General features: G+C 54.9%; 13 protein-coding genes. 11 read left to right on the top strand and 2 right to left on the bottom strand.

What is annotated here, in order from left to right; all coding sequences use genetic code 11:
- Positions 1–297: 297 nt before the first annotated feature.
- On the top strand, positions 298–1,218 hold the full coding sequence (locus ACR0CR_RS16675) for an EamA family transporter (protein WP_480601210.1): 921 nt from the start codon (positions 298–300) through the stop codon (positions 1,216–1,218).
- Between the two features lie 186 nt (positions 1,219–1,404).
- Here ACR0CR_RS16675 and ACR0CR_RS16670 read toward each other — a convergent pair whose 3' ends face one another.
- The gene (locus ACR0CR_RS16670; RefSeq protein WP_480601271.1) at positions 1,405–2,439 is read right to left on the bottom strand and encodes an NADP-dependent oxidoreductase; all 1,035 of its coding nucleotides are present in this window, start codon (positions 2,437–2,439) and stop codon (positions 1,405–1,407) included.
- A gap of 541 nt (positions 2,440–2,980) precedes the next feature.
- Between ACR0CR_RS16670 and ACR0CR_RS16665 the strand changes: the two genes are divergently transcribed.
- The 8 genes from ACR0CR_RS16665 to ACR0CR_RS16630 all read left to right on the top strand — a co-directional run bounded on the left by ACR0CR_RS16665 (position 2,981) and on the right by ACR0CR_RS16630 (position 11,201).
- The gene (locus tag ACR0CR_RS16665; protein WP_480601208.1) at positions 2,981–3,985 is read left to right on the top strand and encodes a lysylphosphatidylglycerol synthase transmembrane domain-containing protein; all 1,005 of its coding nucleotides are present in this window, start codon (positions 2,981–2,983) and stop codon (positions 3,983–3,985) included.
- Complete coding sequence (locus tag ACR0CR_RS16660; RefSeq protein ID WP_480601204.1) at positions 3,982–4,926, top strand: glycosyltransferase family 2 protein; 945 nt, start codon at positions 3,982–3,984, stop codon at positions 4,924–4,926. Before ACR0CR_RS16665 ends, ACR0CR_RS16660 begins: the two co-directional genes overlap by 4 nt.
- A 1-nt stretch (position 4,927) precedes the next feature.
- Positions 4,928–5,242: a hypothetical protein gene (locus ACR0CR_RS16655; protein ID WP_480601202.1), complete on the top strand. Its 315-nt coding sequence runs from the start codon at positions 4,928–4,930 to the stop codon at positions 5,240–5,242.
- Positions 5,239–6,735: a DUF7056 domain-containing protein gene (locus ACR0CR_RS16650; protein ID WP_480601201.1), complete on the top strand. Its 1,497-nt coding sequence runs from the start codon at positions 5,239–5,241 to the stop codon at positions 6,733–6,735. The genes ACR0CR_RS16655 and ACR0CR_RS16650 overlap by 4 nt, the downstream gene beginning before the upstream one ends.
- A 147-nt stretch (positions 6,736–6,882) precedes the next feature.
- Positions 6,883–7,098: a hypothetical protein gene (locus tag ACR0CR_RS16645; RefSeq protein WP_480601199.1), complete on the top strand. Its 216-nt coding sequence runs from the start codon at positions 6,883–6,885 to the stop codon at positions 7,096–7,098.
- Positions 7,091–8,518 carry a hypothetical protein gene (locus ACR0CR_RS16640; protein WP_480601196.1) on the top strand — a complete coding sequence of 476 codons (1,428 nt, stop codon included), beginning with the start codon at positions 7,091–7,093 and terminating at the stop codon, positions 8,516–8,518. Before ACR0CR_RS16645 ends, ACR0CR_RS16640 begins: the two co-directional genes overlap by 8 nt.
- A gap of 4 nt (positions 8,519–8,522) precedes the next feature.
- A complete protein-coding gene (locus ACR0CR_RS16635; RefSeq protein WP_480601195.1) occupies positions 8,523–9,977 on the top strand; it encodes a hypothetical protein in 1,455 nt (484 codons plus the stop codon).
- A 210-nt stretch (positions 9,978–10,187) separates the two neighbouring features.
- Positions 10,188–11,201 carry an AraC family transcriptional regulator gene (locus tag ACR0CR_RS16630; protein WP_480601193.1) on the top strand — a complete coding sequence of 338 codons (1,014 nt, stop codon included), beginning with the start codon at positions 10,188–10,190 and terminating at the stop codon, positions 11,199–11,201.
- 323 nt (positions 11,202–11,524) lie between these two features.
- Here ACR0CR_RS16630 and ACR0CR_RS16625 read toward each other — a convergent pair whose 3' ends face one another.
- Positions 11,525–11,728 (bottom strand): hypothetical protein, encoded by a 204-nt coding sequence (locus ACR0CR_RS16625; RefSeq protein ID WP_480601191.1) that lies wholly within the window; start codon positions 11,726–11,728, stop codon positions 11,525–11,527.
- A 368-nt stretch (positions 11,729–12,096) separates the two neighbouring features.
- On the opposite strand from ACR0CR_RS16625, the gene ACR0CR_RS16620 reads away from it, so the two are divergent.
- Complete coding sequence (locus ACR0CR_RS16620) at positions 12,097–13,647, top strand: sugar ABC transporter ATP-binding protein (protein WP_480601189.1); 1,551 nt, start codon at positions 12,097–12,099, stop codon at positions 13,645–13,647.
- A 27-nt stretch (positions 13,648–13,674) separates the two neighbouring features.
- Positions 13,675–14,961 carry an ABC transporter permease gene (locus ACR0CR_RS16615; RefSeq protein WP_480601187.1) on the top strand — a complete coding sequence of 429 codons (1,287 nt, stop codon included), beginning with the start codon at positions 13,675–13,677 and terminating at the stop codon, positions 14,959–14,961.
- Positions 14,962–15,007 lie beyond the last annotated feature (46 nt).

Below are 15,007 nucleotides of genomic sequence, written 5' to 3'. Positions count from 1 at the left end.
GCAGCGCCCGGCAGGTCGTGCCCCAGAGCCCGATCACGGCCATAATCCTGTGTAGAATTTCAAGGGCGGAGAAGCCAGCAACGCCCCCTTGGAAGACAGAATGACGTGCCAGTTCGTTCTTGTAACGCCCGAACGCGCAGGTTCTGCGACCCGATTGAAGGGCCGTCATGCCAAAATGAACAATTCCTTCCTATCGCATGTCTATCACCGCGTTTACTTTCATATCCGAGTTTATTTCGACATTTCACATACAGATCACCCATATTTTTCCGGGGGCGCCTTATTCATCATGACGTAATGAGCAAGCACGTCATCGCCTCGCCACATCAGAGCACCAGGCTGTCCATGATCGCGACACGCGTTACACCGCACACATGGTTCGGCGTTTCCGCTGTGTTTCATTATCTCGGCCCGGCCTTTGCCGTTCTGCTGTTTCCGGCAATCGGCGCATTGGGCACCGCTTGGTTCCGGATCGGCTCAGCCGCTCTTGTCCTGGCCCCGATCACCAAGCCCTGGAACACGTTCCGCAATGCCCCGATGCAAGAACGCGTATTACTTTTTGCTTTGGGAGGATGCCTCGCGGTTATGAACAGTGCGTTTTATCTTGCACTGGATCGGCTGCCGATCGCACTGGTTGCCGCCATCGAATTTGTCGGCACTGTCGGCGTCGCGCTTTGGGGTTTGAGTAGTATTCGGAACTACCTGGCCTTCTTGTTGGCCAGTCTTGGCGTGACCCTTTTGATCGACGTGCCGTCGCTTTTGTCGGCAAACGGACCGGCGCTTCACTCAGACATAGCCGGGCTGATCTGGGCATTTCTGAACGGCGGGCTTTTTGTCGTTTACCTTATCCTCGGACACAAGGCCTCTGAGTGTGGCGCGTCTCGGGGCGTAGAGCGTTTGGGTGCCGCAATGATGATTGCCTTCCTCTGTGTCATGCCCATCGGCTTTGCACAGGCCTTTGCGGCATTCGGGGTACCATTGCTGGTACTGTCGGGTATCGGCGTCGGCATATGTTCATCGGTCATCCCCTACATTTGCGATCAAATGGCAATGTCCCAATTGCCGCGCGCCAGCTATGCCGTTTTGCTTGCGCTGCTACCAGCTACGGCAACGATAATCGGCCTGGTTGTCTTGCGGCAGATCCCATCCGTGATCGACATGCTTGGTGTACTTTTAGTTATGCTTGGTGTCGCCGTACACAGGCCAGACACAGCATGAGTCCCTTCAAATGTCAGGAAGCGACACCGCGTATGATTGGACAAAACCGCTCCAGGCCGAAACTATTTGCAAATCTGGCTCTGAAAACGCCAGCTACAAAAAGTACTGGACCTCTGTCATGGCGGGCAGAATGCTCTGCCCGCAATTCCTGGTATGCGAAGGGATGGTCAGGTATCGGGACAGCATTCAACCGCCGACATTCACCACCATTTTGCCAAAGTTTCCGCCGCTCAGAAGCTGGATCAATGCCTCTGGCGCGTTTTCCAGACCGTTGACCATATGCTCTTTGTACTGGATTGCCCCGTCCTTGATCCAACCCGTAACGTCTCGTCTGAAATCCTGATACACAGACGGCGGGAAGCTGTCGAAGATGATGAACCCCTGCATCTTGACCTTCTGACGCAGCAACGTTCCCATGATGGCAGGCCCCATATCCGGGCCATCCGGTAGGCTTGCCAGATTATACCAGGCCACGACACCACAGACCGGTATCCGCGCAAACGGGTTCAGCAACGGCAGAACCCCGTACAGGACTTTGCCGCCGACATTTTCAAAGTAGATGTCGATCCCGTCAGGGCAAGCCGCCGCCAATTGCGCGGCAAAGTCGTCAGCATGATGATCGACACATACATCGAAGCCCAGAGTGTCCTCGACATATGCGCATTTGTCCGCGCCACCGGCAACGCCAACAACGCGGCACCCTTTCAACCTTGCAATTTGCCCGACGGTGGCCCCAACCGGGCCGGACGCTGCCGCGACAACAACGGTTTCGCCGGGTTTCGGCTCTCCGATCTTCAGCAAACCTGCGTAGGCGGTGTAACCGGGCATACCCAGAACGCCCAATGACCACGACGGATTTTCCGGAGATTTGCCGAGATTGATGACCTCGGAACCGTCCGACACAGCGTAATCCTGCCAGCCGCTGCCCGACAGCACGTAATCACCGGGCGCGTAGCCTTCCAGATTCGAGCTTACCACTTGCCCGACGACCTGCGCCGTCATCACACCACCGATGGCGACGGGTTCGGCATAGGATTTGGCATCATTCATCCGGCCGCGCATGTAGGGGTCCAAAGACAGGTAAACTGTGCGAATCAGCATTTCATCAGCACCAGGCACCGGAATATCGGCAGTTTCCAGGCGCAGAGTGTCCGCGTCCGGTGCGCCATTCGGGCGTTCGTTCAGAACGATCCGGCGGTTGATCTGTTCGGACTGGGGCATCGTGATCTCCCTTTTGGAAATAGATTGGCTGGCATGAACGCCGCCGGTTTTCGGCGTCCCGGGTTCCGCATTGTGCTGGTTCGGACCGAAATCGGGAAATCCGGCCAAGGTCCACACATCATAAAGGCACAGGTTCACGACAAAAGCAGGGATCGCAAGCCCAAAACGGGTGCCGAAGACAAGAATGGTGAATTCCATACGACAACACCGCTTTCCGCCAATTCGGGCAACGAGGCAGTGTCGACCAATTGAATTGTGGAATCATCGGGATAGGCAAAGCCGGAAAAGGCCTTGCACGTCGTTCACGCCCAACCGCGAAAACCCAGCTTGTCGGCCATAAATCAGTACAACACCTGCCCAAATCCCGACACAAACGATGCGTAGAATTGGAAACAGACTGTTTCGAGATTTTGCTGCTGCGAGTTGGGGGCTTATGAAAACCAGATCCAACAATAGGTGCTTCCCTGCGCCGGCTTTGCGCGGCGATGGCACTCGCGGCAATATTGCAGTTGGCAAGTGAAGAACGCAGACAGATACGATGATGACGCGGCAAAACATTATTCCAGGCGCGGAAACAAAGCGAAACTGGATCTTGATCGGCTTGTTGTTCACGGTTTGCGTGATCCTGGGGTTGATCGCTTTTCTTTGGGGCAGCGGCGCCACATTCGCCAATTTCTTAGCCCTATGCGCCCGCGTCCCGGTTTGGGCATACGGTCTTATCGCTATAGCCCAGGCCGCAATCGTGGTGTTGTCGGCCCTTCGCTGGAGAGTTTTGCTTAAAGCCGTCTCGCCACAGGGTGAAACCGTGTCACTCGGGACTGCAACGGCAGCGACAACAACCGTCGTGATCGTAGGGCAGGTTCTTCCTATCCAGCTTTGCACCCCGGTCATTCGCGCGTGGTTTGCGGCGCGTTTTGATATCCCGATCTTGCGATCTCTGGGCACGTCCGCCTTAGAGCAAACCTTTCAACTTCTGGTATTGGTCAGCGCGGCTGTACCCAGCTTTTTGTTTCTGCTACCCACGGTCGGCTGGCTGTTCGCCGCGATTGCACCGATCCTGATACTGATCGCCATGGTTGTTTTTGTCAGATTTGTCATTCAGCTTGCCTCGAAATTGTTAGGCAGTATCGCAGGCCGCGGAACGCCGCTATTGTCTGAATCCGCCACCCGCCTGCGTCAGGGTTTCGACAAAGCCGCGCGGCTTCCGGATCGACTACTGGCCTCGGTCACCGCTCTGAGCCTGATTGGATATGCCATTCTTGCCGCGCTGAATGTCTTGCTGCTCAGCGTCATAGCCGACGTGGACATTCTGCCGCTGCTAATTGCCTATCCCCTGGTTCTGTTTCTGATGTCACTGCCCGTATTCCCGGGCGGCCTTGGAGTGGTAGAAGTCACTTGGGCGGGCGTGCTCGTGACCGAAGGCCTGCCGTTCAATCAGGCGATCGAAGCGGCGTTGGCCCTGCGGGTGATCTCGACCTCGGGATTTTTCTTGATTGCACCTCTGCTATTCACCGGCCTTCAATCCCCAAGGTCGCGCACACCATGACTCACCCCTGGCTTTCCGTGATAATGCCGGTCTTCAATGGCCGAGCGACGCTTGAGACCGCGCTGGCATCTTTGGCAGGCCAGAACGATGGTCTTGAAATCATAGCCGTCGATCAGGGCTCCACCGATGGCAGCCGAGATGTTCTAGAGGCAGCGAAACTTCAACTGCCGCTCCGGGTTTTTGACAATCCCGATGCTAGCTCTTGGACTGCGAACACCAATTTCGGCTTGCGCGAAGCACGCGCACCACTGGTCACAATGCTGCATCAGGACGATGTCTGGTCGCTCGGGCGAGCCACATTGCTAAAAGGCATGAGCACCCAGGTACCGGACGTGGACATCTGGGTGCACGGCGCCGACATCATCGACGTGCGGGGCAAGCCTATCGGACAAATGTGTCCGCCTTTCGGGAATGACCGGCGTGTCCTGTCAGCTGAACAGGCGCTTTCGCAGCTCATAGTCCAGAACACCTTTGCGCTGCCTGCGGTCATGTTCCGGCGCGACGCCGCGTTGCGTGAAGGCGGTCTTGACGAAGAACTTTGGTACACAGCGGATTGGGACCTTTGGTTGCGGCTGTCGCGAAATGGGCTGGCCTGGGACCCCACACGCGCCGCATCATTTCGGGTTCATCAAAAGTCGCTGACCATGACCGGATCACGAGATCTTCAATCGTTCCGCCGCCAATTGCGGATACCGCTCGACCGTCATCTCGTGCATTTACCTGATGGATTGGCGACACGCGCCCGCAAGCGCGCCGAGGCTTCCAACGCGCTCAACATCTGCTTGGCGGGCCTGCATCATCGCAGCCTGGGCGATGTCGGATCAGCTCTTCGGAAATTCCTCTTGCTTGGCCCGCTCGAATGGCGGGATTTTCTGACCACTTCGCAGATTGCAAACCGACTAGCACCCCGGCTGAAGCTGGCATTCAAAAGAGGAACTTGACATGGCTTCGATTGGGGCAAGTGGACGGCACATTGCATCATCTTTTGAGAGGAATGAACCGAAACCGCGCCAGCGTCTTCTTAGTGTTTTGGAAGGCAAGTCAAAAAGGATAGCTGGCCGGTCGGATTGGACAGCAATTTTCAAGAACGTATGCGGCAAAGAACGCGCCGGTCAGTTCCACCTGGCTACGATCATCGGCGCCGCGCTGTCCAAACAATCTGGTTATCGGGCTCGACACAAACGCAGCGAATCCACCTGTCTGTTCGTGTTCACGGAATCGCGCAATCAAGGCTGCGAAGCAGGGAACAAAGGATGACGTCCGCCGCCCACATCCAGCCCGCTGATCTTAGCCAGGAGCAAAGGCTCTGGCTCGCGCTCAGGCTGTTCGTATTGATGAAAATTGCCATTTTGATTGTGCTGGCGGTCAATACGCGCTTTGTGATGGACGAGTTTTGGCATTTTACCCAACCCGTCTATCTGTTCGATGGAACGTTCGAGACAATCTGGCCCAAAAAAGCTGTTGGATACGCCGTTTTTTATGAACTCTCACATCTGATCGGCTGGGACGCGACTTCAATGCTGATGGTTGGTCGGCTGACGACCGCAGGCCTCGTATTGGCGCTGTCTTGGTGCATCTACCAATGTGCCCGCGCCTTGGGATACGAGCGCATCACTGCTCTTCTGTCTGTGGCGCTCTTGCTCTGCTTCAGCAACTTCATCGAACGCGGGTTCCGCCTCAGATCCGAGCCGTTGGCAATCTTATTTGCGGCTTTGGCCCTATGGGTCGTAATCCGATACGAAACCGACCGCGCCAAAACCCTATTCATTGCCGGTCTGCTAAGCGGGCTTGCGTTTGTGACAACGCAAAAATCCGTCTATTTCAACTTCGCACTTGGCAGCGCTCTGGCGGTTGATGCTTTGTGCATGAGGTCCGTCACGCGCGCCCTCAAGCGCGGAGCGCTTCTGTGCCTGGGTTGGGCCCTCGCCATAGCCACTTATGGCCTGGTGCTTGGCGGCCAAGCCATGCCGCAGGTTCTCGAAGTGTTGTTTTTTGGCCCCGCCGAACTCGCCCTCAACGGCGGCAGCTACTATGAGGGGCTTGCCTCATATGTCCGGCAAACGCTGTTTCGGAACGCTTTGCAATATGGGTTGGTTGCCTTTGGGTTGCTGCTGGCCGCGAGGCGGTTTTTCGATTGCAGCAGCGCGTCGCGCATATTCCTTGTCTTCACGACCCTCATCACCACTTTTGTGTTCTTTCACAATCAGACATGGCCCTACGTGTTCACCATGGCGTTGCCCTTCCTGGCCATCTACGGCGCTGGCGCGGTGGAATACCTTGCGCGGCAGCATCAGAATCGCGCCACGCTAGTACCAGGACTGCTCATTATTATCGCCGTGCTCAGCACCGCGCGAAATGTGCAATACCTGAGCCACGACAATCGCGCGCAGATAGCGCTTATCCAGCAAGCCGAAGCGCAGCTGGAACAAGACGAGACCTATTTCGACGGCATCGGCATGATCCCGAGCCGTCGCATGGAGCCGCGTCTTTGGCTTGACGCCCAAGCGGTCCTTAAGATCAGAAAAGAAGGGCGGGCTTCAACTGTCTACAAGGCCCTTGTCGAAGCGGAACCCGATCTGGTCATTTCAACCTATCGCACGGACAACAGCGGTGATGCCATCAATTCGGCCCTCAAGGCCAAATACGGCTTTCTGTCTCAGTATCTTTTGCTGCCCCTCGACACCAACCCGGAACTCTCGTCGGAACGACCCGAGCGGTCCTCTCTCTTTTCGGGCATTTATTCCTATTGAATCAGGCAGAACACCCTTGCGCCAACACGGTTTGGTGCCGCAAAAAACACAATTTAGCCATACTAATTGGTCACAGATAAGTGGTTGGTAAATAGATTGGTGTGCTGACGTCTTCCTTGACAATTCAGCGCCGAAAACGAGAGCAGAATGACAAACGCAGTTACTCTTGGTGCAACAAGCACAATCATCTTTTTGGCCTCAGCAATCCCGGCTTTGGCCTATATCGATCCGATCACCGGAAGCATTATTATCCAGACAATCGTTGGCGGACTGGCAGCGGCTGCGGTTGCGATGCGTTCGGTACGCGAAAAGATCGTGGGTCTTTTCAAGGCCAAACCACGCGACGATCACGAAAATGCGTGACAATACCGCGTCGCCGGTTCGGGATGCCGGTTCGTTTCGCGATCCGAACGGGTATGTTTTTAAACACGACGGTCGGATCGTTCGCGCGATCATGCCCGCGATGCACGACGAGTTTGCCGCGATCTATGACAGCGGTATTCTCAGGCGGCTGGCAGACAAGGGGCTAATGATCGAATGCCAGCGGATGAACGCTGACGATCTTACGCGGGCAAGTTTTACTGGCGCTCGCGGAGAAGTCGCGGCGGCGCTTTACGAGCATCCCGAAGTTCCGATGCTGAGCTACCCCTACGAATGGACCTTCACGCAACTGAAAGACGCTGCACTTTCCCATCTTGAGCTGCAGATTGAAGCTTTGAAAGAAGGGTATGTGCTGTCGGACGCGACCGCCTATAACATGCAGTTTGTGGACGGAAAACCGATCCATATTGATGTACTGTCACTGCAACCCTACGAGGACGGGCAGCCGTGGAGTGGCTATAACCAATTTTGCCGTCAGTTTCTTTTGCCGCTTCTGATCGAGGCGTGGGGCGGTATGTCCTTTCAGCCAATGTATCGCGGATCGATTGATGGAATCTCATTCGAAGATGCACTGGCAATTCTGCCAAAGCGGAAGCTGTTCACCAGCCTCACAGGTTTTTCCCATGTCTATTTGCATGGAAAATCCGTCACGGCGGCCTCGTCCGCAAATTTCGAAAAACCCACGAAAAAAACCGCAGAGGTCAGCAAGAGCAACTACCTTGCAATCCTTATGCAAATTCAAGGTTTTCTGAAAAACCTCGAGAGCCAGAATCGCGGAGCCTCTTACTGGAATACCTACGCCGTCAAAAACAGCTATTCGGACACAATGCGTGATACCAAGCTGGATTTTGTCAGGGCCTGGTCGGAAAGCGAAAAGCCCGACCTGATTTGGGACATCGGTGGCAACACCGGCGATTTCTCCAGTGCTGCAATCGAAGGCGGCGCAAAGCGGGCTGTCGTTCTTGATAGCGATACCGACTCACTTGAGTTTCTTTACAACACCCGCACGAAATCAGGTGCAGCTCTGCTGCCGTTGAAGATGAACCTTTCGGACGCGTCCCCTGATATCGGCTGGCGCCAGGCTGAGCGCAAAGGCTTGATGTCGCGCGCGAATGCCGATGGTGTGCTTGCTCTGGCGGTCATTCACCATCTCGTCATCGGCGGCAACCTCCCTCTTACCGAAGTCGTCGATTGGTTCCTTGATATTGCGCCGACCGGTGTCATTGAATTTGTTCCCAAGCAAGATCCGATGGTGCAACAGTTGTTGCAACTGCGCAGAGATGTCTTTCCCGACTACACCGAAGACCATTTTCGCGAACTTGTCGGGCGTCGGAAATTGATTTTGCAGGACCACAAGTTTGAATCCAATGGACGCCTTCTGCTGAGCTACAAGGATAGGTGACGTCTTGCGCATCGCCTGCATCAGCCTGTTATTCGCCGCTTTGCCATTCGCGCATCTTTTAGACCTGGGCTACTCTTTCTTCTCTTTCGAAGTCTGGGCCACGTCCTTTTTGTTCTGGTGTGGCGGGGCGCTGCTAGCTGTCCTGTTTGTGCGCTTTAATTTGCTTTTTGTGCTATCGGCGTTTGCTGTTTTCGCCTTTGCAAGCGTCTACTTTATTGGAGCGTGGCGTTTTCCGACGTTTACAATTGTCGCGATCATCTTTCTGGTAATCGTCGTCATGCGAAAGGCCGAGGCTTCGGTTCTGCCGGCAGCAGCCGCATTCGCGGTTGTCTTCAGCCTGTCCAATGTCGCCGTACCCAAAAGCAAACAGGTCGTGAACTCCAATGGCGCTGCTGAAACCGCAGTTATCCAAAATCGCCCAGCGAGCGCTCTGTTGCACATTATTCTGGATGAACAAGCAACTCTGGCACCGGAGACCGACCTGACATATGCCACCGAAGTTGCGGCATCGATGGCGCGCGACTATCAGGATCGCGGCTTTAACGTATACCCCACCGTGCGTTCCATTGACCAGGAAACATACAAATCGCTGAGCACACTGGTGTCGCTGAATGGCGATACAAACAACTATCTCCATCACAGACGCGAATATGGCTATGACAAATCCGTCATAACCAACTCTCTTTTCGAGCGATTGCAGGGGGCAGGATATCGCTTGCGCGTCTATCAGAGCAATTACATGGATTTCTGTCTGCAGATGCAAAGCATCTCGTGCAGCAAAACCACCCACATTGATATGGGCGTGTTCGAGACGTCGGGCCTGTCCTATCTGGACCGCGTCAAAACAGCTATGTTATCGCTGTCGCGCGACTATATGGACCAATCGGGTCGACGCCTTATTGTTCCCTATCGCGCAATTGCTCATGCGATCTCTCCACACCAGAAAAACTTCCTTTTTCCATCTCTGCCCCTGAATTCCTTGGCCGTGATGGATCAATTGCGCCATGATGCAGCGAATCTAGAGCCTGGTGACGCCTATTTTGCGCATCTGTTGATACCCCATTTTCCTTTCGCTTACGGTCCCGACTGCCAACTCAAAGCCCCTGAGGATTGGGCCTATCCGATTTATCAAGGCCGCCTGCAATCCAAAGATGCTGTCGAAACGGCCTATTGGGAGCAAAGCGCCTGCACACATGACAGGATCATGCAGATTTTGGATGTGATCGCCTCCAAACCTTTTGTCACAGTCATGATCCACGGGGATCACGGCGCACGCCTGTTTCGCAAGACAGAACACGAATCCGTGTCAGACAACCTCGATACTTTCTTTGTGGTGCAAAAATCGGCCGCCGATCATATCGCAAGACCAGGGATACCAGTGCTGCAAGAGGTTTTCGCCAGCGAGTTCGAGGCTTTCATCGACAAGGATCGAGAAACAGACATCACGCGGCTCAGGTAATCCCACTCTCTGCGGCCCAACCTTGTGTCAGAGGCATGTGAGTGGCTTTGAATGAATCTTTCGGGGCTTTTGCAACCGTTATTCAATCGCCCGCGCGCCCGGCAATAGAGAGCGAAACAAACCAACCAAAAACCTTGTGCGATCTTAGGGGCATAGGCCATATTGTTACCCGTCTGGTCACGAACCTTGTGAATCCATGTCGGAGGAGACTTGAAAGAAAGACACTACACCGCCGCAAAACTGGATGCGGCCGTTCGCGTATTGCATCGCCGGGAACTGGACTCTGCCGTCGTGTTCGCGGGAACAGATGTTGACCGATCCAGGCTTGGCGACAAGGACTACCGCGTGTCTCTCGGTCAGATTGTCGGCGTTCTGAGGAATATCTCAGAACAACGCTGGCACCCGGATATACCATATGAGATTGGCAGAAACCTTCATATCTCGGACTATGGGCTGTATGGCTACGCAGTGCTGTGCAGCACGCGGTACAGGGATACGGTAGATTTCGCGCAGAAGTTTCACTATCTGGCGGCGCCAACAGCCGATATGAAATTCGTGTTCGATGATGACCGCCCCGCTTGGGAATTCGAGCCCATTTCCTTGGTCGAACAACCCCCTGACTTTTATGCCTTTCTGGCCAACCTTCAAGTCGGCATCTTTGCGTCGCTGCATCAGGATGTGTTGGGGCAAGAGTTTCTGAGCAGCCTGATTGAACTGCGTCATTCGTCTGATGGGTTTTATACGATACCTGCCGACGCCGCGAGCGCTGTGCAATATCTTGCCGGACAGAACCGATTTTATGTGCCGTCAAAATGGATTGATCGGCGGTTGGAACTGGGAAATCAGATGACATTTCAACAGATCGTTCAGATCTGCGAAAAGGAACTGTCCGAACTGATGAACCGCGACAAGGGCCGCGTTACACGTGAGGTTCGCAAGGCGTTGGTTCAAAACGCCTGTTTCGGCTCGAACATGGATTTGATCGCGCGTGAGATTGGCCTGACCAGCCGAACGTTGCGTCGGTATCTGAAACGCGAAAACACGACATTCAGTGATATCGTGGATTCCACCCGGTCGGAACTTGCGCTCAGCTACTTGCGTGATGCAGAACTCAGCACTGAGGAAATCGCCTTTGTTCTGGGTTTCGCGGATTCCGCCAGTTTCATAAGAGCCTTTCGCAGATGGACCGGGAAGACTCCAAAACACTACCGCGTTGGATATTGAATTGCGGCCTGGCAACTGTATTTCGCAGGCGACGGCATGATCTTTTCTGGTCAACTGGCGCGCAGATGATGCGTCCTGATCAGCATGGTATTCTCCAATCGTAGTGGCTTACGATGGCGTGATGCTCGCAAAGAGCGTGGCGCCAGCCCAATTGAAGACGTCTGCGGCCTATCTTTGCCTCGATTGGGCAGGGAGTTTCTATCATCGCGGCGCGTCATTCATGATCGGCCCAAATGTCATTCAATTTTGACCGTGGACTTCATGATCAACGCGCTTGCATCCCCAGCCGAACGCCGAGTGCGCAATAGATGCTGCCGACAGATTTATCCTGCCACTTGAGTACAGTTGGGCTGCGGCGCAAGAGTGCCAAATCCGCCAGCTGCGTCCGAATAGACAATGGTGCTGACAAACTCGATCAGAGCAAATACGACACTCAAAACGTTGAGTTGAAGTACGACGTTGCCTTTTTCCGGTGCGATGAACTGAGGCAAAAGCGCCAAGAAGTACAGCGCTGTCTTAGGGTTCAATTGGCCTCAGCTTCATGCAGGTTGTCGAAGTTCTGGCGGCACTCGAAACCGCCATTGGCGTTCGAACTGCATCCTGCAATTTATTTTGAAACGGATCTTGTGACCAAGGTTCCTCAGATGTGCGGTCTTTGCAGGTCAGGCCAATCATGATCGACAGCTCCACAGTAGATTTCTTTAATAACAAAGAATTACGGAGAAAATTTTAGTATTTTCCATCACGTGGATTCTTCTGTTCGGGCTCAGATCAAGCACAAAAAGAGTCTACCGTGTCGAATGCTTAAAAAAAGCTTGACGGTTCGCCTGTGCACGTGGTTTCGTATATAAAACGATTTTACGGAATCGCATCTACGGCGAAGGGAGGCGCTGTAATGACGAGCAAGCAATCCGCTCTGCGTGCAACGCAAGGCACAGAAAGTCAGATCACATTGTCATTGAACGGCATTGGCATGTCGTTCTCGGGTGTTTCCGTTCTGCGCGATGTAGATTTGACTTTTGACGGCGGTGAAATTCACACGTTGATGGGCGAGAACGGTGCTGGCAAAAGCACGTTGGTCAAAATCATCAGCGGTGTCCAAAAACCAACGTTTGGCACTTTTCAGATCGATGGCGAAACCGTTGAGTTCGATGCTCCTCGCGATGCGGAAAAACATGGCATCGTCATCATGCATCAGGAGTTGAGCCTGATCCCCGAGATGACCGTGGCCGAGAATGTTCTGCTTGGGCATGAACCAAAAAAGTTCGGCACTTTTATCGACCGCAAGACTTTGCGCGAAAGGGCGCGCACAGCGCTGGCCCGGTTTGGTTTTACGCTGGATATCGACACTCCCGTCAAGGACCTGCGCGTCGGAGAGCAGCAGCTGGTTGAAATTGCCCGCGCCCTACTGATGAACGCGCGCCTGTTGATTATGGATGAGCCCACATCGGCCCTGTCTCAGGCCGAGGCGGACGTCTTGATGGAAGTGGTCCGTGATCTGGCGCTGCAGGGCGTGGCCGTTGTTTATATCTCGCACCGCATGGACGAAGTGTTTGAAATCTCGGACCGTGTCACGGTACTGCGCGACGGTGACCTGATCGGGACGCGACTGGCGTCCGAGACGACACCGGCCGAACTGATCCGGATGATGGTCGGCCGCACGGTCGAGATCAACCCGGTCGATCGCCAGAGACCTGCCACTGAAGATGTGGTCATGAAGGTCGACAACCTGTCGGCCTGGGAAGGTCATCGTCAGGTTCTTGACGGTGTTTCCTTTGACCTAAAGCGCGGCGAAGTGCTGGGCGTGGGCGGCTTGCTGGGCGCAGGGCGCACAGAGTTGCTGGAAACGCTGTTTGGGGCTCGTGGCGGAAGTTATCACGGCGAGATCACAATCGAAGGCCAAAAATTTCGTCCGGTCAAGCCGCAGGACGGTGTACGCAACGGGTTGGCACTGATCACCGAAGACCGCAAGGGCAATGGCCTGCTTCTGGATCGCTCGATCTCGGCCAACGTTGCCCTGCCCCTGATGCCGCTGCAATCCCGATTTGGTCGGTTTTCTGAAACGGAACAGCGCAAACAGGCATTGAAGGCTATTGAAACACTCAAGGTCGCCGCGACGGGTCCCGATCACCCGGTCGGCAAGCTAAGCGGTGGCAACCAGCAAAAGGTAGTTCTGGGCAAGTGGCTGGCGACGCAGCCTCGTGTCCTACTGCTGGATGAACCTACCCGTGGCATCGACATCGGTGCCAAGGACGAGATCTACGATCTGGTCGGGCGGTTGGCAGATCAGGGCATCTCGGTCCTGTTTGCCAGTTCGGAACTGTCCGAGTTCATGGCTGTTTGTGACCGCATCATCGTTCTGTGCGAAGGCCAACTGGCCGGCGAGCTTTCGCGAGAAGACATGACCGTAGATTCAATCAAGGCCCTGGCGATGCAGTTCCGCTGACTGCCCCGGCCCAATCAGAGAAAAGACATGACTGTTATGGAACCCAATAGCACCACAATCAAACAAGAGCGCCGAGGATCGGCCATGTTGATGCAAGCGCTGAACAAGACAAAGCTCTATTGGGGTCTGTTTGCCCTCATCATTTTCGGCGCGCTGACTTCGCCGTTAACCTCCAAGGGCAACAACATCTTTTTGTCGCTTGGGAACCTCACAGACATTCTGCGTCAGGTTTCGGTCACTGGGATTGTGGCTGTGGGAATGACGATGGTCATCTTTATCGCCGGTATCGACTTGTCGGTGGGTTCGGTGATGGCGCTAGGTACTGTGATTTGCGCGATGCTGCTGACACAAGAAGGGTGGACGGCTGCAAGCTATTTCGGTGTTTCCTCGACGGGAATCGTCTTGTTCGTTTGCATTAGCGCGCTGATCTATTTCGTTCAAAGCAACCTCAATCGCGAAGCTGAGACGGCCGCAACCTCTAGTGCGCCGTCGCGAATGCTGAGCCGTCTGGTTGCCGCGGCCATTGCCATCGGCGTGATGGTTTGGCTGGCCGGTCAGGTGATGCCTAAATTCGGTGTTCTGGCTGTGCTGATCGTGGTGCCTTGCATCGGAGCCGTGATGGGGACGGTCAACGGCGCGTTAATCGTTTATGGCCGTCTGCAGCCGTTCATCGTGACGCTGGCGATGATGGTGGGTGCGCTGGGTTTGGCCCGCGTGATTGCCGGACAGGACACCGCTGTTTATCCCGTCTACACCGGCTCGAATGCGACCGAAAATTTCGAGGTGCTGCGCGAGTTGCTGTGGGGTGTGCTGCCCGTACCTGGCCTGTTCTTTCTGGCCGTTCTGCTGGTGTTCTTCCTTGTGACGCGCTTCACCACCTTCGGCAGCTACCTGATGGCCATCGGCGGTAATGAAGAGGCCGCGCGTCTGGCAGGCATCAATGTGGGCCGCAACAAGATCATCACCTATGCGCTGGCCGGAGGGCTGTCGGCGCTGGCCGGGGTGCTGTATGTGGCGCAGTTCCGTCAGGGGAAACCGGATGCGGGCCTTGGGCTGGAACTGGACGCGATCGCGGCCGTGGTGATCGGCGGCACCAGCCTGATGGGTGGACGTGGGGCCATCATGGGGACATTTGTCGGGGTGCTGATCTTTGGCTTCCTCAGCAACATCCTGCAATTGAACAACATCGACAGCAACACGCAGCTGGTGCTTAAGGGCATCATCATCGTGGTCGCCGTTCTGCTTCAGGAAGGGCGATTTGAAGAGATCTTTGTCATGGCGAAAGAGCGCCTCGGCAGAGGGAGGAGGCTCTGACCTCAAAGTCTTGGAGGACCAAGGTCAGAGCAATCAGAACGCGGGA

This window comes from Ruegeria sp. AM2 (assembly GCF_056540685.1).
Note: the sequence above shows the minus strand (reverse complement) of the source record. Positions and strands in the feature narration are given on the sequence as shown.